Raw genomic sequence first — 19,937 nt, forward strand, 5'->3', positions numbered from 1 at the left:
ACGGAGCCTAGCCGATGAAATCCTATGAAGTGAATTTTGATGGCCTGGTGGGGCCAACCCACAACTATGGCGGCCTGTCTTACGGCAACGTGGCTTCGCAGAGCAACAGCCAGCAGACGTCCAACCCGCGTGAGGCGGCGCGTCAGGGCCTGGCCAAGATGAAGGCCCTGGCCGACATGGGCTTCAAGCAAGGCGTGCTGGCGCCGCAGGAGCGTCCGGATGTGGCCGCGCTGCGCCGTCTGGGCTTCTCTGGCAGTGATGCCGAGGTCATCCAGCGTGCAGCCAAAGAAGCCATGCCGCTGTTGGTGGCCAGTTGCTCGGCGTCGAGCATGTGGGTGGCCAACGCTGCCACCGTGAGTCCCAGTGCCGACACGGCCGATGGCCGCGTGCACTTCACGGCTGCCAACCTCAACTGCAAATACCATCGCAGCATCGAGCACCCGACCACCAGTCGCGTACTCGCGGCGATGTTCGCTGATGACAAGCACTTCGCCCACCACGCGGCGCTGCCTGCGGTCGCGCAGTTCGGTGACGAAGGCGCGGCCAACCACACGCGCTTCTGCCGCAACTATGGTGAGGCCGGTGTCGAGTTCTTCGTCTATGGTCGCAGCGCGTTCGACAGCCGCTACCCGGCGCCGCAGAAGTACCCCGCGCGCCAGACTCTGGAAGCCTCGCAGGCCGTGGCCCGCCTGCATGGCCTGAGTGACGATGGTGTGGTCTACGCTCAACAGAACCCAGCGGTGATCGACCAGGGCGTGTTCCACAACGATGTGATTTCGGTGGGCAATGGCGAGGTGCTGTTCTATCACGAGGATGCGTTCCTGGAGACGGGCGCGGTGCTTGGCCAACTGCAGGCTAAACTGGCCAACAAGGGCGGTAACTTCCAGGGCATCTGCGTACCTCGGGCACAGGTGACGGTCGAGGACGCAGTGCGCTCCTACCTGTTCAACAGCCAGTTGCTCAGCCGTGACGATGGTTCGATGCTGCTGGTGGTGCCCGAAGAGTGCCGTAACAACGAGCGCGTCTGGGCGTACCTGAACCAGTTGACCAGCCAGGGCGGCCCGGTGAAGGAGGTCAAGGTGTTCGACCTCAAGCAGAGCATGCAGAACGGCGGTGGGCCAGCTTGCCTGCGTCTGCGCGTGGCATTGAAGGAATCGGAGCTGGCGGCGGTCAATCCAGGCGTTATCATGACCGCCCCGCTGTACGACACGCTGGTACAGTGGGTCGACAAGCACTACCGCGACCGCCTCGGCGAAGCGGACCTTGCCGACCCGCAACTGCTGGTCGAATGCCGTACCGCGCTGGATGAGTTGACCCAGATCCTTAAGTTGGGCTCGGTCTATCCGTTCCAACGCCAACCTTGAAGAGAGAATTTGCAATGACCGACGCCCTGCGCCTGATCCTGGAAGACGACGACGGCACCCAGCTGGAAACCTCCTGCACCCGTTTTGCCGTGGTCTGGCAAGGCAAGGAAGTGTGGATCCAGCAGGACGGCCGCGGCCAGTTGCTGATCGGTGTGGACGTCGAGGAAGACGACACCGAGTACGCCAACCTCTTGCTGCGCCCGATGGCCACCAACCTCGTCAGCCTGCAGCTTGAAATGGAGCCGGCCGAAATCGGTGACGACGACCACGTGCACGGTCCGGATTGCGGCCACCACCACTAAGGAAGCGCCTATGCTCGCCCTCGGTAAATTGCTTGACCTGACCCTGGCCGATCACGAACCGGCCGAGAAGACGCAAGTAACGGTCGGGGGCGTGCGTTTGCGTTGGCTGGGGGAGGGCGCGCTCGAGGTGCGTCCGCCCGAGGCGCAGGACAAGCAACTTGACTTGCTGCTGTCGGCCGGGATTCATGGCAACGAGACCGCGCCGATCGAGTTGCTGGAAAAACTGCTGCACGGCATTGCCAGTGGCAAGATCAAGCCGCAGGTGCGCATTCTCTTCCTGTTCGGCAACCCGGAAGCGATCCGCCGGGGCGAGCGCTTCGTCGAGCAGGATATCAATCGCCTGTTCAACGGCCGTCACGAGCTTTCCAGCGGCGATGAAGCGCTGCGTGCGGCAGAGCTCGAGCAGTTTGCCCGGGTGTTCTTCAGCCTGCCGGGGCGTGCCCGCCTGCACTACGACCTGCATACTGCGATCCGCGGTTCGAAGATCGAGCAGTTCGCGCTTTATCCGTTCAAGGAGGGGCGCAAGCATTCACGCCGTGAGCTGGCCCGGCTGGCGGCCGCAGGCATGGAGGCGGTGCTGCTGCAAAGCAAGTCGTCGATCACCTTCAGTGCCTTTACCTACGAGCAGCTGGAGGCGGAAGCCTTCACGCTGGAACTGGGCAAGGCCCGTCCGTTTGGCCAGAACGAGCAGGTCAATCTGAGTCGCCTGGAAGCTCGCCTGGTCCAGATCATCGAAGGCACCGAGCCCGAGACCCAGGACGCCCTCGATGGCTTGAAACTGTTCAGCGTGTCCCGCGAGATCATCAAGCACAGTGATAGCTTCCACCTGCACCTGCCGGCGGACATCGAGAACTTCTCCGAGCTAAGCAAGGGCTACCTGCTGGCCGAAGACCTGGCCGAGACGCGCTGGGTGGTCGAGGAGGAGGGGGCGCGGATCATCTTCCCTAATCCGAAGGTCAAGAATGGCCTGCGGGCGGGAATCCTGATCGTGCCGGACTCGGGCCAACATCTGGTTTGAGGCCGGCGCCACCTGCTCTCATTCCCTGTGCGAGCAGGTTTGCCCGTGGGGCAGGCGGCACGGCTAGCCGATCCCACGGTCATGAAACACTTTTAATTCACCGCCTGTTCCATTTTCCCTCCCTGTAAGCGGTAATTGGCTTGCCAGTAGCGAAACGCAGGATTTAGCATCCGGCCATGTCGTTTCCAATGCATTAGCCCGAAAAACCGTCCAAACGACGGTTTCTATCGTATAAACACACTGCATCGAGACTGCAGGACCGATATAATGCGGCCCTTTGCCGTCGTTTCGTCGACGCGTTTGCCCCAAGGGCCGCCGTTTCCGTGGAAGAACCTATGAAAAGCGCAGAAATCCGTGAAGCCTTCCTTCGCTTCTTCGAAGAGCAGGGACACACCCGAGTTGCCTCCAGCTCCCTGATTCCGGGCAATGACCCGACCCTGCTGTTTACCAACGCCGGTATGAACCAGTTCAAGGACTGCTTCCTCGGCCAGGAAAAGCGCGCCTACACCCGTGCGGTCAGCAGCCAGAAGTGCGTGCGCGCCGGCGGCAAGCACAACGACCTGGAAAACGTCGGTTACACCGCGCGTCACCACACCTTCTTCGAGATGCTGGGCAACTTCAGCTTCGGCGACTACTTCAAGCGCGATGCCATCACCTTCGCCTGGACCTTCCTGACCTCCGACAAGTGGCTGAACCTGCCGAAGGAAAAGCTCTGGGTCACTGTCTACGCCAGCGACGACGAAGCCTACGACATCTGGACCAAGGAAGTCGGCGTGCCGGCCGAGCGCATGGTTCGCATCGGTGACAACAAAGGCGCCCCCTACGCTTCCGACAACTTCTGGACCATGGGCGACACTGGCCCGTGCGGCCCGTGCACCGAAATCTTCTACGACCACGGCCCGGACATCTGGGGTGGCCCACCCGGTTCCCCGGAGGAAGACGGCGACCGTTACATCGAGATCTGGAACAACGTCTTCATGCAGTTCAACCGCACCGCCGATGGCGTACTGCACCCGCTGCCAGCACCGTCGGTCGACACCGGCATGGGCCTGGAGCGTATCAGTGCGGTCATGCAGCACGTGCACTCGAACTACGAGATCGACCTGTTCCAGAACCTGCTGGCGGCCGCGGCCAAGGCCATCGGTTGCAGCAACGATGCGCAGGCGTCGCTTAAGGTGGTCGCCGACCACATCCGTTCCTGCGGCTTCCTGATTGCCGACGGCGTGCTGCCATCCAACGAAGGCCGTGGCTACGTGCTACGCCGCATCATTCGTCGCGCCTGTCGCCACGGTAACAAGCTGGGCGCCAAGGGCAGCTTCTTCTATCAGATCGTCGCCGCACTGGTGGCCGAGATGGGCGAGGCGTTCCCCGAGCTCAAGAACCAGCAGGCGCACATCGAGCGCGTGCTCAAGGCTGAAGAAGAACAGTTCGCCAAGACCCTGGAGCAAGGGTTGCGCATCCTCGAGCAGGATCTGGCCCAACTCAAGGGTAACGTGGTTCCGGGCGACGTGGTGTTCAAGCTGTACGACACCTATGGCTTCCCCATGGACCTGACCGGCGACATCGCACGTGAGCGCGAGCTGACCATCGACGAAGCTGGCTTCGAGCGCGAAATGGAGGCCCAGCGTGAGCGTGCCCGCTCCGCCAGCGCCTTCGGCATGGACTACAACAGCCTGGTCAAGGTCGACACCGCCACCGAGTTCCTTGGCTACGAGGCCACCGAAGGGCAGGGCAAGGTCATCGCACTGTACAAGGACGGCCAGGCCGTCGAGCAGTTGGCCGAAGGTGAGCAGGGCGTGGTGATTCTGGACCGTACCCCGTTCTACGCCGAATCCGGTGGCCAGGTCGGTGACACCGGCTACCTGCAGGCCGGTGGCGTGCGCTTCGACGTGCGTGATACTACCAAGACCGGTGGTGCGTTCCTGCACCATGGCGTGGTTGCCAGCGGTAATCTGAGCGTCGGCGCTGCAGTGTCGGCCAAGGTCGATGCCGATGTGCAGCACGCAACCTCGCTGAACCACTCGGCTACCCACCTGCTGCACGAAGCGCTGCGCCAGGTGTTGGGCGATCATGTGCAGCAGAAAGGCTCGCTGGTCGACAGCCAGCGCCTGCGTTTTGACTTCAGCCACTTCGAAGCGGTGAAGCCGGAGCAGATCAAGGCCCTGGAAGACATCGTCAACCGCGAAGTGCGCAAGAACACCGCGGTGGAAACCGAGCTGACCGATATCGAAACCGCCAAGCGCAAGGGCGCCATGGCCCTGTTCGGCGAGAAGTACGGCGATACCGTGCGCGTGCTGAGCATGGGTGGCGATTTCTCGGTCGAGCTGTGCGGCGGTATCCACGCCAAGCGCACCGGCGATATCAGTCTGTTCAAGATCATCAGCGAAGGCGGCGTGGCCTCGGGCGTGCGCCGCATCGAAGCGGTCACCGGCGAAGCAGCGCTGGCTTACCTGAACGCTGCCGAAGAGCAGGTAAAGGAAGCCGCGCAACTGGTCAAAGGTAACCGCGACAACCTGATCGACAAGCTGTCGGCTGTGCTCGAGCGCAACCGTCAGCTGGAAAAGCAGCTGGAGCAGCTGCAGGCCAAGGCCGCCAGCGCCGCCGGGGACGATCTCTCCAACGCGGCTGTTGAGGTCAAGGGCGCCAAGGTGCTCGCCGCCCGCCTGGACGGGCAGGATGGCAAGGCCTTGCTGACCCTGGTCGATCAGTTGAAGAACAAGCTCGGCCACGCAGTGATCCTGCTGGGCAGCGAGCATGAGGGCAAGGTCGTGCTGGTGGCCGGCGTGACCAAGGACCTCTCCAGCCAACTCAAGGCTGGCGACCTGATGAAACAAGCCGCTGCGGCAGTGGGTGGCAAGGGCGGTGGCCGTCCGGACATGGCACAGGGTGGCGGCGTCGACGTCGCGGCACTGGACCAGGCCCTGGCGCTGGCCGTGCCATTCGCAGAGCAGGGACTTTGAGATGCGGGGGCGGCTGGTCTAGTCGGCCGCCCCTGCATGTTGGATGGTTTTTTTGGGGCCCTGTATGGGCTGAGGCACCATTGAAATGGCGTTGATCGTACAGAAATTTGGCGGCACCTCTGTCGGTTCCATCGAGCGGATCGAGCAGGTAGCCGAAAAGGTCAAGAAACACCGTGAGGCGGGCGATGACCTGGTGGTTGTGCTCTCGGCCATGAGTGGTGAAACCAATCGCCTGATCGACCTGGCCAAGCAGATCACCGATCAGCCGGTTCCGCGTGAGCTGGACGTGATCGTGTCGACCGGCGAGCAGGTCACCATTGCCTTGCTGACCATGGCCTTGATCAAGCGTGGTGTGCCAGCGGTGTCCTACACCGGCAACCAGGTGCGTATCCTCACCGACAGTGCGCACAACAAGGCGCGCATCCTGCAGATCGACGACCAGAAGATTCGCGCCGACCTCAAGGAAGGGCGTGTAGTGGTGGTCGCGGGCTTCCAGGGCGTCGACGAGCACGGCAACATCACCACCCTCGGCCGTGGTGGCTCCGACACCACCGGCGTAGCCCTGGCGGCTGCCCTGAAGGCTGACGAGTGCCAGATCTACACCGATGTCGATGGTGTCTACACCACCGACCCGCGCGTCGTGCCGCAGGCCCAGCGCCTGGAGAAGATCACCTTCGAAGAGATGCTGGAAATGGCCAGCCTCGGTTCCAAGGTGCTGCAGATTCGTTCGGTGGAGTTCGCCGGCAAGTACAACGTTCCGCTGCGCGTGCTGCACAGCTTCAAGGAGGGTCCAGGTACCCTCATTACCATTGATGAAGAGGAATCCATGGAACAGCCGATCATTTCCGGTATCGCCTTCAACCGTGATGAGGCCAAGCTGACCATCCGCGGCGTGCCGGATACCCCGGGCGTTGCCTTCAAGATCCTCGGCCCGATCAGCGCTTCGAACATCGAAGTCGACATGATCGTGCAGAACGTCTCGCACGATAACACCACCGACTTCACCTTCACCGTACACCGCAATGAGTACGAGAAGGCCCATAGCGTGCTGGAAAACACCGCTCGCGAAATCGGTGCCCGTGAAGTGATCGGCGACACCAAGATCGCCAAGGTCTCGATCGTCGGCGTTGGCATGCGCTCGCACGCAGGCGTCGCCAGCCGCATGTTCGAAGCCCTGGCAAAAGAGAGCATCAACATCCAGATGATCTCCACTTCCGAAATCAAGGTTTCGGTGGTGATCGAAGAGAAGTACCTAGAGCTGGCCGTTCGCGCGCTGCACACCGCGTTCGAGCTCGACGCTCCTGCCCGACAGGGCGAGTAAGGCGCTGCCTGGAGGGGCGCGGCTTGCCGCGCCCTTCGCGTTTCTGAGCGTTGAGCAGCCCCTGTTCTGCCTGCGCAGCGCTCAACCAAAGGCCGTGTCGCATGTCCTCGAACCGGCCTTGATACCAATGACTGTTATCCCTGAATGTTTTGCGTAAGGAGAAAGCTATGTTGATTCTGACTCGTCGGTGCGCCGAGAGCCTGATTATTGGAGACGGCGAGATCACCGTGACGGTGCTCGGCGTCAAAGGAAACCAGGTGCGTATCGGCGTCAGCGCCCCTAAAGAAGTGGCCGTTCACCGCGAAGAAATCTACCTGCGGATCAAGAAAGAGAAGGACGAGGAGCCAAGCCTTTAATTTTTTTGAAGTTTTTTCAAAAAAAAGGGTTGCAAACGAGGAAGAGCCTGTTTAATATTCGCCTCGTGTTGCGGTGAGGTGGCCGAGTGGCCGAAGGCGCTCCCCTGCTAAGGGAGTATACCTCATAAGGGTATCGGGGGTTCGAATCCCCCCTTCACCGCCATTATTCGCTTAGGGCGCTGTAGCTGATCAGGCTTCAGCCAGATCGTTCAGCGACCTAGCATGCGCAGCAAGACACGGACTCATAGCTCAGCTGGATAGAGTACTCGGCTACGAACCGAGCGGTCGGAGGTTCGAATCCTCCTGAGTCCGCCATTTTTGAAGTGGCTTTGTGTGTCAGGGTGACTTCAATCAACCAGTGGTAACCTGGTCTAAAACTACCATCTACGGACTCATAGCTCAGCTGGATAGAGTACTCGGCTACGAACCGAGCGGTCGGAGGTTCGAATCCTCCTGAGTCCGCCACTTTTGAAGTGGCTTTGCTTGCCAAGGCGGCTTCAGTCAACCAGTGGTAATCTGGTCTAAAACTACCATCTACGGACTCATAGCTCAGCTGGATAGAGTACTCGGCTACGAACCGAGCGGTCGGAGGTTCGAATCCTCCTGAGTCCGCCACTTTTGAAGTGGCTTTGTTTACCAAAGCGGCTTCAGTCAACCAGTGGTAATCTGGTCTAAAACTACCATCACGGACTCATAGCTCAGCTGGATAGAGTACTCGGCTACGAACCGAGCGGTCGGAGGTTCGAATCCTCCTGAGTCCGCCATACATCAAGAAGCCCGCTCAAATCGAGCGGGCTTTTTGTTTTTCGTTGTCGCTGAATTGTCAGCAATGTGCAACTAAGCTTTCGGGTAAGGGTCGGCTTGCCGGCGATGGGTTGCGCAGCAGCCCAGTCCCTTCACGAACTGAAAGCCTACAGGCGCATGATAAATGTGCTTTTAACGTCAGAGCAGCCGTCGCACTGATAGCTTCGAGCGTTGTCCTAGCTTTATCGCGCAAACGATTGTTCTGGCCAAAAATTTAAGCGATCTGACAGCTTAGGCAGTGTATGATTGCGCCCGTCAGCCCCGCCGGGGCTTGTGGAATACCACCATGGACTTACCCAGTAGTTACTCCTTAAGAAGATTCATACAGAAAGATCTGACCGATTGATTCTCCCGGCGTGCTCCGCTGCTGGGAGTGGAGTTCGCCTATGACTGAAGTAGAAGTAAAAAAAGGCCAAGAGAGCCTGCAGGATCGCCTGGCCCAGGTGGTCGAGCTGCTGCAGCGCCAACGAGTGGTCGAAGACCTGACGCACCGCCAGGAAGGTCACCACCATGACCTGGTGGAAAACCTCGTCCACCGTCAGAACCTGGTTGAGCTGCAACGCAAGCTCGACGACCTGCACCCTGCCGACATTGCATACATCCTCGAAGCATTGCCACTGGAAGACCGTCTGACGGTTTGGCAGCTGGTGCGCTCGGATCGCGATGGCGACATTCTTCTTGAAGTCTCCGACGCCGTGCGGCAAACCCTGATCGCCGATATGGACGATCACGAGCTGTTGGCTGCCGCCAAGGAGATGGATGCCGACGAGCTGGCCGACCTGGCCCCAGAGTTGCCGCGAGACGTCATTCACGAGCTCATGGAAAGCCTCGATGCCCAGCAGCGTGAGCGCGTACGCTCGGCACTGAGCTACGACGAAGAGCAGGTCGGCGCGCTGATGGACTTCGAGATGGTCACCATCCGCGAAGACGTCAGCCTGGAAGTGGTGCTGCGTTACCTGCGCCGGCTCAAGGAGCTGCCGAACCACACGGACAAGCTGTTCGTGGTCGACTATGACGGCAAACTCAAAGGCGTATTGCCCATCAAGCGTCTTTTGGTCAACGACCCGGAGAAAAAGGTGGCGGAGGTCATGGCGACTGACCCCGTGTCCTTCAACCCTGAGGAAGACGCCTACGACGCGGCCCAGGCTTTCGAACGTTACGATTTGGTTTCCGCTCCGGTGGTGGACAAGAGCGACCGTTTGATCGGTCGTCTGACCATTGACGAGATGGTCGACCTGATCCGTGAGGAGAGCGAAAGCGAAGTGCTGAACATGGCCGGTCTGCGCGAAGAGGAAGATATCTTCGCCTCGGTCTGGCGCTCGCTGCGCAACCGCTGGGCTTGGTTGGCGATCAACCTGATCACGGCGTTTCTGGCGTCCCGCGTGATCGGTCTGTTCGAAGGCTCGATTGAAAAGCTGGTTGCGCTGGCGGCGCTGATGCCGATCGTGGCAGGCATTGGCGGTAACTCCGGTAACCAGACCATCACCATGATCGTGCGGGCCATGGCGCTCGATCAGGTGTCTCCGGGCAACACCGCGCGCTTGATGCGCAAGGAATTGGCGGTCTCTCTGCTCAATGGCCTGATCTGGGGCGGCGTGATCGGGGCGGTTGCCTTCTGGCTATATGGCAGTTGGTCGCTGGGGTTGGTGATGACCGCGGCAATGACCCTGAACCTGTTACTGGCAGCGCTGATGGGGGTGTTGATCCCGATGACCCTGACCCGTCTGGGGCGCGACCCTGCCATGGGCTCTAGCGTGATGATCACTGCGGTAACCGACAGTGGTGGCTTCTTCATTTTCCTGGGATTGGCAACGCTGTTCCTGATGTAGGAAGGGGTTGCCGATGGGCTGACTTAGGCAGCCCATGGCGACGCAAAAAAAAGCCAGCTTACGCTGGCTTTTTAATGCTTGCTCGAAGCCTCAGGAGGCGTCGGCAGCCATTTCCACATCGTGAGCGATGAGGGCGACCAGCGCATTCTGCTGGCGGTGGGAGAGCTGGCGGAAGCGTTGCAGCAACTCGCGCTCATGCAGGGACAGTTCAGGGCTGTCCAGGCGCATGCTTAGCTCGTCGCCCAGCGCACCTTCCTGGATAAGGCTTTGTTCCAGGCGAGCGATGATTTCAGAGTTCATGCTGCGGTGGTGGTTGCGCGCTACCTCGGCAATGCGCTCACGCATTCCGTCTGGCAGGCGGACGACAAACTTGTCAGCGGTGCGGCTCGAATAGATAGCCTGTTTCATTGGGCGCATATAAATTGACCGGATTTTTTGGTTCAGGGGAAGCGGTTCTCAAATTGGCCGCACGGGGTGGAAGTACGACCGTGGCGACGACAAAATGTTCAACCGTCGTGAAAAATTGGGTGCTCATCTTGCCTCAAGGTCGCCGTTTCCTTGGCGTCAATTCTGTGACAAATAGTGAGCCGGATAAAGGCTTTTTGCCAGTACCAATTATCAGAAATGAGCACTGGTTTGAAAAGTTTTGCATGTACCGGCACGCCACACCGTCAGACCTTTGCCGTCAAAAACTGGTAAATCGCAGCAAAGGGTCGGGAAAACACCTAGAATGCGCGGGTTTCCTACATTGAGCATAGTGGCTATGCAACATGACGCAAGCGCCCGCAATACTCCCTCAGGCCGCCTGATCTACCTGGTAGGACCATCAGGTTCAGGAAAAGATTCCCTGATCGATGCATCGCGTGCGCAATTGACCGCCGCTGGGGTGGAAATTGCCCGTCGGGTCATCACGCGATCTGCTGAGTCCAAGGGCGAGGCGGCGCACGGTGTCACGTCCGAGCGCTTCGAGGAGATGCGCAAGGCTGGAGCGTTCGCCATGCATTGGCGAGCCAATGGTCTGGATTACGGTATTCCGTCGCAAGTGGACCAATGGCTCAGTGAGGGCCGGCATGTGCTGGTCAATGGTTCGCGCGCCTACCTGCCTTTGGCGCGGCAGCGTTACCCCGACATGGTGGCGGTATGCATTGCCGTGCGGCCAGAGGTGTTGCGCCAGCGTTTGCTAGCCAGGGGGCGTGAAACGTCGGAAGAGGTCGAGCAGCGCTTGGCGCGCAATGCCCAGTTGCAGACCGGGCAGGAGCCGGGTGTGCATGTGCTGGATAACTCCACTTCGCTGGAAATGGCCGTCGAAGGGCTGCTGGCGCTTTTGAGACAAGAGCGCCTGCTGGACTAAGCGTTTTGCCAACATCGGAAATCGCCTACGTGCAAAAAGCCCGACAGAGACATGACAAACGGCATTGCGCTGGTTAACATGTTTGCCGTCCTGCCGTGTAGCGCTCGCTGCCGGCTCTTGTGTCTCAGTAGCTCAATTGGATAGAGCATCCCCCTCCTAAGGGGAAGGTTGCAGGTTCAATTCCTGCCTGGGACGCCACTCAAAGCCCAAACAAATTACCTTTGCACCAAGCGTGGCAACCGGATCGCCGGTACATCCACGCTTAAAGTTTCCTGTCAGCATGCCGATCACTTGGTCACTGGATACGGGCAATGCATCCGTATCGCCAATGGTTGAAGTTGCTGCCTTCAGCGGCAGTGTGCGTCGCCTTGCGTCCACTTCAATTCATGCCCCGCTGCTGGTCGACGCAGCCCGCGGTGGGCATTGGTCACAATGAGTTCTGAAGGGGCAAGTATGAATTTTTATGTCAACCAGGTGAAAAACAAGCCGGACTACCGGGGCTCGCTGTTCAAGGGCGACATTTTCCTGGAGACCGGCCTTGGCAATGCGCACCAGTTGTGCGCCCTGGCCCGGCAGAGCATCACCGCTGCGTTCGATGGCGAAACCGATCACCAGTCGCTGCACAAGATGATGCCGGTGGAAACCTTCGTCGAGCGTGTCACCGCACTCAAGCGCCAGTTCACCAATGGCCCTGAGGCCAAGGCGCTGATCCGCGATTTCATTCGGGAGATCGGGGCCGACCCGAAGGACTACATCTTCGACGTGCCTCGGGTACGTGTGGTACCCAACTATGACTATCTGCACGCGGGCGTGAGCTACGCCTACAAGCCGCACCGCGATACCTGGTACGGCAGTGTGGAAAGCCAGGTCAACACCTGGATGCCGGTGTACAGCATCGAGCCCGACCAGACCATGATGATCAACCCGGCCTACTTCGACCGTCCTGTGCAGAACAGCTCCGCCCAATGGAGCCTGAACGACTGGATCAATGTGCAACGGCACAAGGCTTCTCAGAACATCACCGAAGAGACCCGCGTGCACCCGGTGCCGTTGGAGGACATCGACACCAGCGCCGAGTTGCGCGTGGCCGCCAACAGCGGCGAGATGCTGATATTCTCCGGTTCCCATTTGCACGGCACCGTGGCCAACTTCACCGACAAGGTGCGCTTCAGCGTGGACTTTCGCCTGATCCACCTGCAAGACCTGCTGCACAAGCGCGGCGCGCCGAACGTCGACAATGGCTGTTCGGATGCAGAGGCCGGCTTCAAAGATTTTTTCAATGCCAGCGACTTTTCGCAATTCCAGGGAGTTAACCCATGACCAAGCGTCGCCTGACTGCTGCCGAGGTCGAGTACAACGAAAAGCGCGCTAGCGTGCTGAGCCGTGTCGATGCCCAATACGTGGCGGATGCGCCGTTCGTGTTTGCCAACCGTATCGCCGTGACCGCCGCGCTGTCGCGCATCGAGCTGTTCAAGATGGTCCAGGACATCCCTGGCGCCATCGTCGAGTGCGGTGTGTACAAAGGCAACTCGCTGATGCTGTACATGCAGCTTTCGATGATCCTGGAACCTTACGCGATCAACCGTTCGATCATCGGTTTCGATACTTTCGGCGGCTTTGCCAGCATCGACGCCGAGCAGGATCCAGCCGACATCAACGAGAGCATGTTCTCCGATACGGACGAGACCCTGATCCAGGACATGATCGAGGCCAACGACCTGATCCGTCCGGTCAACCGTATCCCCCGTTGCGAGATCGTCAAGGGCGACATCCTGGAGACCGTACCGGCTTTCGTGAAAACCCGTCCTGACCTGGTGGTGGCGATGCTGATCCTCGACACCGACCTGTACTCGTCGACCAAGGTCGCCTTGGAGACGTTCCTGCCATACATGCCAAAGGGTGCGATCGTGGTGCTGGATGAAGTCGCCTATCGCAACTTCCCAGGCGAGACTGCCGCTCTGCGTGACGTGCTGGACCTGAACAAAATCGAGCTCAAGCGCCTGCCGTTCGACTCGTCGGTGGGGTACTTCCGCGTCTGATGTGAACCATCGGCATGAGAGGGCACGACCTGGGCGTCGGCCCTTTCATGTGCGGTTCTCCTTGACCGGGATAAAGGCGAGGAGGATCAGACCTCCATCGCTTCCAGGGCCTTCTCGCGGTCCTGTGCGCTCTGCGATGTCGCCACGTCAGCGCCTACCTGGGCCCGCGCTTCACTCAGCGCCTGTTGTTGCACCTTGGCCTGGGTGTTCATCTCGATATCTTCCTTGATCCGCTGGGCGATCTGCTCACCGATCTTCTGCTTCTGCTCCGGCGGCAGGGCTTCGAACTCCTCGACCGTCAGGCCCAGTTCTGCCAGAACCTTCTCCTGCACCTTCTCTTCCGGTGTCTTGGCCATGTACTCACGGAATTCCTGCAGGGCATTGCTGGTGTCCTGCGAGTTGATGCTGGCCTGCTGGCGCGCCGCGATGTCGGGGTTTTGCAGCAGCACCTTGAGTTTGGCGAAGGCCTCTTCGCGGGCATCTTCGGCGTTTTGCTGTGCAGTGTTGCCCTGACTGTTCTGTTGAGCCGAGGTATTGCTGGTGGTTACCGGGGGACGTGTCTGCACGACTTCGGCCAGTGCCTGTTCATTGCTGACTCGCTGCTGTTGGATGTTCGCCTGCCAGCCCAGGCCGTTGGATGTAATGAGCATGTTTCCTCCTTGGAAAGGTATAGGACAGGAGGGGGGGTCGCAAAAGCTGTGCCAGGCGCGAAAAGCGCGAACGTAGAGCGCTTTGGCCATTTCCGGCGGGCATTTGCTCGGAACATGCTTGCCCTTGTGCGGAATGACCTTGCCGCAGGCGGCAAGCACGGGATGAAAAAAGACCCGCGGCGCCTGGGGCGCAGCGGGCCAACATCGGCCGTAGCCGCTTCAGTGTCAGATATGCAGTGCGTGGCCCAAGGCGCGCAGTGCTGCTTCCTGCACCGCCTCGCCCAAGGTCGGATGGGCGTGGATGGTGCCGGCGATATCCTCCAGTCGCGCACCCATTTCCAGTGACTGGGCAAAGGCGGTGGACAGCTCGGAGACCGCCACGCCAACCGCTTGCCAGCCAAGGATCAGATGGTTGTCGCGACGCGCCACCACCCGCACGAATCCGCTTTTCGACTCCAGGCTCATGGCCCGGCCATTGGCGGCGAACGGGAACTGCGCGACGATACAGTCAAGGCCTTGCGCGGTTGCCTGCTCGGGGGTTTTGCCGACCACCACCACTTCCGGGTCGGTGAAACACACCGCCGCAATGGCCGCAGGCTCGAAACGCCGTGCCCTGCCGGCGATGATTTCGGCCACCATCTCACCTTGCGCCATGGCGCGATGGGCAAGCATGGGTTCGCCCGCCACGTCACCGATGGCCCAGACATTGCGCATGCTGGTCTGGCAGCGGTCGTCGACGGCAATGGCCGCGCCGTTCATCTTCAGGTCCAGGCATTCCAGGTTGTAGCCCTGGGTACGGGGACGGCGTCCGACCGCCACCAGCACCCGGTCGGCGTCCAGGCTCAACTGCGCGCCCTGGCTGTCGCGGGCCAGCAGGCAGCCATCGGCATAGCCCTCGACGCTGTGGCCAAGGTGCAGCCGGACACCCAGTTTCTTCAAGGTTTCGGCCACGGGTGCGGTCAGTTCGCTGTCGTAGGTCGGCAGGATGCGCTCGCGTGCCTCGACCACGCTGACCTCGGCGCCCAGCTTGCGGTAGGCGATGCCCAGCTCAAGGCCGATGTAGCCGCCGCCGACCACCACAAGATGCCGGGGCAGGGTCGTGGGCGCCAGGGCTTCGGTGGACGAGATGACGGCACCACCCAGTGGCAGCATCGGCAACTCGACGCTGTTCGAGCCAGTGGCCAGCAACAGGTGTTCACACTGGATGCGCTGGCCGTCGACCTCGACATGCTTGCCGTCGAGGATCTTCGCCCAGCCATGGATCACCTTCACGCCATGCTTCTTCAGCAAGGTCGCCACGCCGGTGGTAAGACGGTCGACGATGCCATCTTTCCACGCCACGCTGCGGCCGATGTCCAGGGTTGGCGAGCTTACGCTGATGCCAAGCGGCGACTGTTCGGTGTGCCGTGTCATCTGATGGAACTGCTCGGCCACGTGGATCAGTGCCTTGGAGGGTATGCAGCCGACGTTCAGACAGGTACCGCCCAGGGCCTGGCCTTCCACCAGCACGGTGGGGATGCCCAGTTGCCCGGCACGGATGGCGGCCACGTAACCGCCAGGGCCGCCGCCAATGATCAGCAGTGTGGTATCGATAGTCTGTTGCATGCTCACTCCACGAACAGGCAGGCGGGTTGCTCAAGCAGGCCGCGCACGGCCTGGATGAACAAAGCGGCATCCATGCCATCGACCACGCGGTGGTCGAACGAGCTGGACAGGTTCATCATCTTGCGCACCACGATCTGGCCGTCGATCACCACGGGCCGCTCGACGATGCGGTTGACCCCGACGATGGCGACTTCCGGGGTGTTGACCACCGGCGTGCTGACGATGCCGCCCAAGGCGCCAAGGCTGGTCAGGGTGATGGTCGAGCCGGACAGCTCCTCGCGGCTGGCCTTGTTGTTGCGGGCAGCGAGGGCCAAGCGCGCGATTTCGCTGGCATTGCCCCACAGGCTGCCGGCCTCGGCGTGACGCAGCACCGGCACCATCAGGCCGTTGTCGCCCTGGGTGGCGATGCCGACGTGCACCGCGCCGTGACGGGTGATGACCTGGGCCTCGTCATCGTAGGTGGCGTTGATCTGTGGGAAGTCGCGCAGGGCTACGACCAGCGCACGAACCAGGAATGGCAACAGGGTGAGCTTGCCTCGGCTTTCACCGTGCTTCTGGTTCAGTTGCTGGCGCAGGGCTTCCAGCGCGGTGACGTCGATTTCCTCGACATAGCTGAAGTGCGCCACTCGGCGCTTGGCATCCTGCATGCGCTGGGCAATCTTGCGGCGCAGGCCGATCACCTGCACCTGTTCACTGTCAGTGCGCTTGGCGTAGCCCATCGGTGCTTGTCCGGCGCTGGTCTGCGGTTTGCTCATGAACGCATCGAGGTCTTCGTGCAGGATACGCCCAGCCGGGCCGCTGCCGTGCACGTAACGCAATTCGATGCCCGCATCCAGCGCCCGCTTGCGTACGGCGGGGGAGGCCAGTGGTTTCTCATTGGCCTGGCGCGGCACGATGGGGGCCGCCGAACAAGCGGCAGTGGGCTGGCTGGCCACCGGCTTTGCGTGCGGTTGCGGCTCAATGGCAGCCGGCGCCGCCACTGTCGGTGTTTCAAGCGCTTTGGGCTGCGGTACATCCACATGGTTGCCGCTGCCTTCCACTTCGATGCGGATCAGCTCGCTGCCGACCGCCATCACTTCCCCAGGCTGACCGCCAAGGGCCAGTACCTTGCCGCTCACTGGTGAGGGAATTTCCACGGTGGCTTTGTCGGTCATGACATCGGCCACCACCTGGTCTTCGGTGATGACATCACCGACCTTGACGAACCACTCGACCAACTCGACCTGTGCGATGCCTTCGCCGATGTCCGGCATCTTGATGACGTGCGTGCCCATTCAGACCTCCATGACCCGTTTCAATGCCGCGCCCACCCGAGAAGGGCCTGGGAAGTAAGCCCATTCCTGTGCATGAGGGTAGGGAGTGTCCCAGCCGGTCACACGCTCGATGGGGGCTTCGAGGTGGTGGAAGCAATGCTCCTGGACCAGCGAAACCAGTTCGGCGCCGAAGCCGCAGGTGCGGGTGGCTTCGTGCACCACCACGCAACGGCCGGTCTTCTTCACCGACTCGACGATGGTCTCAAGGTCCAGCGGCCAGAGGCTGCGCAGGTCGATTACCTCGGCGTCCACGCCGGTTTCCTCGGCGGCTACCTGGGCGACGTAGACGGTGGTGCCGTAGGTCAGCACGGTGACATCGTTGCCCGGGCGGGTGATGGCGGCCTTGTCCAGCGGCACGGTGTAGTAACCGTCCGGCACGGCGCTCTGCGGGTGTTTCGACCAGGGCGTTACCGGGCGTTCGTGGTGGCCATCGAAGGGGCCGTTGTACAGGCGCTTGGGCTCGAGGAAGATCACCGGGTCGTCGCATTCGATCGAAGCGATCAACAAGCCTTTGGCGTCGTAGGGGTTGGACGGCATCACGGTACGCAGGCCGCACACCTGGGTGAACATCGCCTCAGGGCTCTGGCTGTGGGTCTGGCCGCCGTAGATGCCGCCGCCGCAGGGCATGCGCAGGGTCAGCGGGGCGATGAACTCACCGGCGGAACGATAGCGCAGGCGTGCCATTTCCGAGACGATCTGGTCGGAGGCAGGATAGAAGTAGTCGGCGAACTGGATTTCCACCACTGGCCGCAAACCATAGGCGCCCATGCCCACGGCGGTGCCGACGATACCGCTTTCGGAAATCGGTGCGTCGAACACCCGCGACTTGCCGTACTTGTTCTGCAGGCCCTCGGTGCAACGGAACACGCCGCCGAAGTAACCGACGTCCTGGCCGTAGATCACCACGTTGTCATCGCGCTCGAGCATGACATCCATGGCCGAGCGCAGGGCCTGGATCATGGTCATGGTAGTGGTGGCCATGGCGGTTTCCGGTTTGATGCTGTTGTTGTGATCGTTCATCTCAAACCCCCAGTTCCTGGCGTTGGCGGCGCAGGTGATCGGGCATCTCCTTGTACACGTCCTCGAACATCGAGGCGGCGCTTGGAATATGGCCGTTGGCCAGGGTGCCGTATTGTTCGGCTTCCTTCTGCGCGGCCAGGACGGCGGCCTCCAGCTCGGCGGTCACAGCCTGGTGTTCTTCCTCGGACCATTGGCCGATGGCGATCAAGTGCTGTTTCAGGCGCAGGATCGGGTCGCCCAGTGGGAAGTGGCTCCAGTCATCGGCAGGGCGGTACTTGGACGGGTCATCCGAAGTCGAGTGCGGGCCGGCGCGGTAGGTAACCCACTCGATCAGGGTCGGCCCCAAACCACGGCGAGCACGTTCGGCGGCCCACCGCGAGGCGGCGTAAACGGCCAGGAAGTCGTTGCCATCGACGCGCAGCGACGCGATACCGCAGCCTACGCCACGTCCGGCAAAAGTGGTCGACTCGCCACCGGCAATGGCCTGGAAGGTGGAGATCGCCCACTGGTTGTTGACCACATTGAGGATGACCGGCGCACGGTAGACGTGAGCGAAGGTCAAGGCGGTGTGGAAGTCCGACTCGGCGGTGGCGCCATCGCCGATCCAGGCAGAGGCGATCTTGGTGTCGCCCTTGATCGCCGAGGCCATGGCCCAGCCAACGGCCTGGACGAACTGGGTGGCCAGGTTGCCGCTGATGGTGAAGAAGCCCGCTTCGCGCACCGAATACATGATTGGCAGCTGGCGCCCCTTGAGCGGGTCGCGCTCGTTGGACAGCAGTTGGCAGATCATCTCCACCAGCGACACGTCGCGGGCCATCAGAATGCTCTGCTGACGATAGGTGGGGAAGCACATGTCGGTGCGGTTCAGGGCCAGGGCCTGGGCGCTGCCGATGGCTTCCTCGCCCAGGCTCTGCATGTAGAAGGACATCTTCTTCTGGCGCTGGGCGACCACCATGCGGTTGTCGAAGATGCGCGTCTTGAGCATGGCGCGCATGCCTTGACGCAATACCTTCGGATCGATGTCCTCGGCCCATGGACCCAGGGCATTGCCCTGTTCGTCCAGCACACGAATCAGGCTGTAGGACAGGTCTGAGGTGTCGGCAGGTTCGACGTCGATCGGTGGTTTACGGACTTGACCCGCATCGTTCAGACGCAGGTAGGAGAAATCGGTCTGGCAGCCTGGCCGGCCGGTAGGCTCGGGCACATGCAAACGCAGGGGGGCGTACTCGTTCATGCTTTTTACGCTCGCTCGGATGTTGTTTTTGTGAGCTCTGAAGCGGCCGCCGCTGAATACCGGCTTGTGACTGGTAAGTCAGCGTCATTTACATCTTAGAGGCACGGCGGAAGAATTTTTCTCTCAAGTTGATTGCCTTTGCAGTGCGGGGAAGATAAACATTCCGCATAAACACAAAAAACCGGTGAATTTGTCTCATGCGCAAACTCGATCGTACGGATATCGGCATTCTCAACAGCCTTCAGGAAAACGCTCGCATCACCAACGCCGAGCTTGCGCGCTCGGTGAACCTCTCGCCCACGCCCTGTTTCAACCGGGTCAAGGCCATGGAAGAGCTGGGCGTGATTCGTCAGCAGGTGACGTTACTGGCGCCTGAAGTGCTTGGTCTGGATGTGAACGTGTTCATCCATGTCAGCCTGGAGAAGCAGGTGGAGCAATCGCTGCATCGCTTCGAAGAGGAGATTGCCGAGCGGCCGGAAGTGATGGAGTGCTACCTGATGACGGGAGATCCCGACTATCTACTGCGGGTCTTGTTGCCGAGCATCCAGGCGCTGGAGCGGTTTCTCGATTACCTGACCCGTTTACCGGGGGTGGCGAATATTCGTTCCAGCTTCGCGTTGAAGCAGGTGCGATACAAGACCGCATTGCCGTTGCCGGCCAACGGGATGACGTTGCGGGAATAGGGCGCCTGTAATGGGATAGACGCCGGCTTGCCGGCGATGACTGTGGCAGGCAAGCACCTTGCCGTAGGTGCTTGATATTTTAAACACC

The 19,937-nt window shown here is 60.9% G+C and carries 17 protein-coding genes and 6 tRNA genes; 17 read left to right on the top strand and 6 right to left on the bottom strand.

Annotated elements, in window-relative coordinates; genetic code table 11:
• Window positions 1–14 precede the first annotated feature (14 nt).
• The 12 genes from astB (at window position 15) to mgtE (ending at window position 9,954) form a co-directional block, all read left to right on the top strand.
• On the top strand, window positions 15–1,364 hold the full coding sequence (gene astB / locus C4Q26_RS19410; protein ID WP_023381590.1) for an N-succinylarginine dihydrolase: 1,350 nt from the start codon (window positions 15–17) through the stop codon (window positions 1,362–1,364).
• Between the two features lie 14 nt (window positions 1,365–1,378).
• Window positions 1,379–1,666 (top strand): hypothetical protein, encoded by a 288-nt coding sequence (locus C4Q26_RS19415; RefSeq protein WP_023381589.1) that lies wholly within the window; start codon window positions 1,379–1,381, stop codon window positions 1,664–1,666.
• A 10-nt stretch (window positions 1,667–1,676) separates the two neighbouring features.
• Window positions 1,677–2,684, top strand: coding sequence for a succinylglutamate desuccinylase (gene astE, locus C4Q26_RS19420; RefSeq protein ID WP_023381588.1), 1,008 nt, complete (start codon window positions 1,677–1,679; stop codon window positions 2,682–2,684).
• 335 nt (window positions 2,685–3,019) lie between these two features.
• A complete protein-coding gene (alaS, locus tag C4Q26_RS19425) occupies window positions 3,020–5,644 on the top strand; it encodes an alanine--tRNA ligase (protein WP_104883412.1) in 2,625 nt (874 codons plus the stop codon).
• 85 nt (window positions 5,645–5,729) lie between these two features.
• Window positions 5,730–6,965 (top strand): aspartate kinase, encoded by a 1,236-nt coding sequence (locus tag C4Q26_RS19430; protein ID WP_023381586.1) that lies wholly within the window; start codon window positions 5,730–5,732, stop codon window positions 6,963–6,965.
• Window positions 6,966–7,132: 167 nt separating this feature from the next.
• Window positions 7,133–7,321 carry a carbon storage regulator CsrA gene (csrA, locus tag C4Q26_RS19435; protein ID WP_003254503.1) on the top strand — a complete coding sequence of 63 codons (189 nt, stop codon included), beginning with the start codon at window positions 7,133–7,135 and terminating at the stop codon, window positions 7,319–7,321.
• 72 nt (window positions 7,322–7,393) lie between these two features.
• A tRNA-Ser gene (locus C4Q26_RS19440) sits at window positions 7,394–7,484 on the top strand.
• 75 nt (window positions 7,485–7,559) lie between these two features.
• Window positions 7,560–7,636, top strand: a tRNA-Arg gene (locus C4Q26_RS19445).
• 73 nt (window positions 7,637–7,709) lie between these two features.
• A tRNA-Arg gene (locus tag C4Q26_RS19450) sits at window positions 7,710–7,786 on the top strand.
• A gap of 73 nt (window positions 7,787–7,859) precedes the next feature.
• Window positions 7,860–7,936 (top strand) — tRNA-Arg (locus C4Q26_RS19455).
• Between the two features lie 72 nt (window positions 7,937–8,008).
• A tRNA-Arg gene (locus C4Q26_RS19460) sits at window positions 8,009–8,085 on the top strand.
• Window positions 8,086–8,511: 426 nt separating this feature from the next.
• Window positions 8,512–9,954, top strand: coding sequence for a magnesium transporter (gene mgtE / locus C4Q26_RS19465; protein ID WP_023381585.1), 1,443 nt, complete (start codon window positions 8,512–8,514; stop codon window positions 9,952–9,954).
• Window positions 9,955–10,044: 90 nt separating this feature from the next.
• On the opposite strand, the gene C4Q26_RS19470 is transcribed toward mgtE, so the two are convergent.
• Window positions 10,045–10,371: an Arc family DNA-binding protein gene (locus C4Q26_RS19470; protein ID WP_003254499.1), complete on the bottom strand. Its 327-nt coding sequence runs from the start codon at window positions 10,369–10,371 to the stop codon at window positions 10,045–10,047.
• A 346-nt stretch (window positions 10,372–10,717) separates the two neighbouring features.
• Between C4Q26_RS19470 and phnN the strand changes: the two genes are divergently transcribed.
• The 4 genes from phnN (at window position 10,718) to C4Q26_RS19495 (ending at window position 13,344) form a co-directional block, all read left to right on the top strand.
• The gene (gene phnN, locus C4Q26_RS19480; protein WP_023381584.1) at window positions 10,718–11,305 is read left to right on the top strand and encodes a phosphonate metabolism protein/1,5-bisphosphokinase (PRPP-forming) PhnN; all 588 of its coding nucleotides are present in this window, start codon (window positions 10,718–10,720) and stop codon (window positions 11,303–11,305) included.
• Window positions 11,306–11,426: 121 nt separating this feature from the next.
• Window positions 11,427–11,503 (top strand) — tRNA-Arg (locus C4Q26_RS19485).
• Between the two features lie 255 nt (window positions 11,504–11,758).
• Window positions 11,759–12,625, top strand: coding sequence for a hypothetical protein (locus C4Q26_RS19490; RefSeq protein ID WP_023381583.1), 867 nt, complete (start codon window positions 11,759–11,761; stop codon window positions 12,623–12,625).
• Window positions 12,622–13,344, top strand: coding sequence for a TylF/MycF/NovP-related O-methyltransferase (locus C4Q26_RS19495; RefSeq protein ID WP_012315576.1), 723 nt, complete (start codon window positions 12,622–12,624; stop codon window positions 13,342–13,344). Before C4Q26_RS19490 ends, C4Q26_RS19495 begins: the two co-directional genes overlap by 4 nt.
• A gap of 86 nt (window positions 13,345–13,430) precedes the next feature.
• On the opposite strand, the gene C4Q26_RS19500 is transcribed toward C4Q26_RS19495, so the two are convergent.
• From C4Q26_RS19500 to C4Q26_RS19520, 5 genes are all read right to left on the bottom strand, one after another.
• The gene (locus tag C4Q26_RS19500; RefSeq protein WP_023381582.1) at window positions 13,431–13,994 is read right to left on the bottom strand and encodes a hypothetical protein; all 564 of its coding nucleotides are present in this window, start codon (window positions 13,992–13,994) and stop codon (window positions 13,431–13,433) included.
• A gap of 225 nt (window positions 13,995–14,219) precedes the next feature.
• The gene (lpdA, locus tag C4Q26_RS19505; protein WP_104883413.1) at window positions 14,220–15,599 is read right to left on the bottom strand and encodes a dihydrolipoyl dehydrogenase; all 1,380 of its coding nucleotides are present in this window, start codon (window positions 15,597–15,599) and stop codon (window positions 14,220–14,222) included.
• Window positions 15,600–15,601: 2 nt separating this feature from the next.
• On the bottom strand, window positions 15,602–16,873 hold the full coding sequence (locus C4Q26_RS19510) for a dihydrolipoamide acetyltransferase family protein (RefSeq protein WP_023381580.1): 1,272 nt from the start codon (window positions 16,871–16,873) through the stop codon (window positions 15,602–15,604).
• A complete protein-coding gene (locus tag C4Q26_RS19515; protein ID WP_023381579.1) occupies window positions 16,874–17,932 on the bottom strand; it encodes an alpha-ketoacid dehydrogenase subunit beta in 1,059 nt (352 codons plus the stop codon).
• 1 nt (window position 17,933) lies between these two features.
• A complete protein-coding gene (locus C4Q26_RS19520; RefSeq protein ID WP_023381578.1) occupies window positions 17,934–19,166 on the bottom strand; it encodes a 3-methyl-2-oxobutanoate dehydrogenase (2-methylpropanoyl-transferring) subunit alpha in 1,233 nt (410 codons plus the stop codon).
• 197 nt (window positions 19,167–19,363) lie between these two features.
• Here C4Q26_RS19520 and bkdR point away from each other — a divergent pair, with 197 nt between their 5' ends.
• A complete protein-coding gene (gene bkdR / locus C4Q26_RS19525; protein WP_023381577.1) occupies window positions 19,364–19,849 on the top strand; it encodes a Bkd operon transcriptional regulator BkdR in 486 nt (161 codons plus the stop codon).
• Window positions 19,850–19,937 lie beyond the last annotated feature (88 nt).

The sequence above is a fragment of the Pseudomonas sp. SWI44 genome, assembly GCF_002947915.1.
GTDB lineage: Bacteria > Pseudomonadota > Gammaproteobacteria > Pseudomonadales > Pseudomonadaceae > Aquipseudomonas > Aquipseudomonas taiwanensis.

Coding starts and splice junctions, on each gene's coding strand:
- C4Q26_RS19490 (WP_023381583.1), top strand. CDS start 11,759: ATGAATTTTTATGTCAACCAGGTGAAAAACAAGCCGGACTACCGGGGC.
- C4Q26_RS19500 (WP_023381582.1), bottom strand. CDS start 13,994: ATGCTCATTACATCCAACGGCCTGGGCTGGCAGGCGAACATCCAACAG.
- alaS (WP_104883412.1), top strand. CDS start 3,020: ATGAAAAGCGCAGAAATCCGTGAAGCCTTCCTTCGCTTCTTCGAAGAG.
- csrA (WP_003254503.1), top strand. CDS start 7,133: ATGTTGATTCTGACTCGTCGGTGCGCCGAGAGCCTGATTATTGGAGAC.
- C4Q26_RS19515 (WP_023381579.1), bottom strand. CDS start 17,932: ATGAACGATCACAACAACAGCATCAAACCGGAAACCGCCATGGCCACC.
- phnN (WP_023381584.1), top strand. CDS start 10,718: ATGCAACATGACGCAAGCGCCCGCAATACTCCCTCAGGCCGCCTGATC.
- C4Q26_RS19510 (WP_023381580.1), bottom strand. CDS start 16,873: ATGGGCACGCACGTCATCAAGATGCCGGACATCGGCGAAGGCATCGCA.
- C4Q26_RS19520 (WP_023381578.1), bottom strand. CDS start 19,166: ATGAACGAGTACGCCCCCCTGCGTTTGCATGTGCCCGAGCCTACCGGC.
- bkdR (WP_023381577.1), top strand. CDS start 19,364: ATGCGCAAACTCGATCGTACGGATATCGGCATTCTCAACAGCCTTCAG.
- mgtE (WP_023381585.1), top strand. CDS start 8,512: ATGACTGAAGTAGAAGTAAAAAAAGGCCAAGAGAGCCTGCAGGATCGC.
- C4Q26_RS19430 (WP_023381586.1), top strand. CDS start 5,730: ATGGCGTTGATCGTACAGAAATTTGGCGGCACCTCTGTCGGTTCCATC.
- astE (WP_023381588.1), top strand. CDS start 1,677: ATGCTCGCCCTCGGTAAATTGCTTGACCTGACCCTGGCCGATCACGAA.
- lpdA (WP_104883413.1), bottom strand. CDS start 15,599: ATGCAACAGACTATCGATACCACACTGCTGATCATTGGCGGCGGCCCT.
- C4Q26_RS19470 (WP_003254499.1), bottom strand. CDS start 10,371: ATGCGCCCAATGAAACAGGCTATCTATTCGAGCCGCACCGCTGACAAG.
- C4Q26_RS19495 (WP_012315576.1), top strand. CDS start 12,622: ATGACCAAGCGTCGCCTGACTGCTGCCGAGGTCGAGTACAACGAAAAG.
- C4Q26_RS19415 (WP_023381589.1), top strand. CDS start 1,379: ATGACCGACGCCCTGCGCCTGATCCTGGAAGACGACGACGGCACCCAG.
- astB (WP_023381590.1), top strand. CDS start 15: ATGAAATCCTATGAAGTGAATTTTGATGGCCTGGTGGGGCCAACCCAC.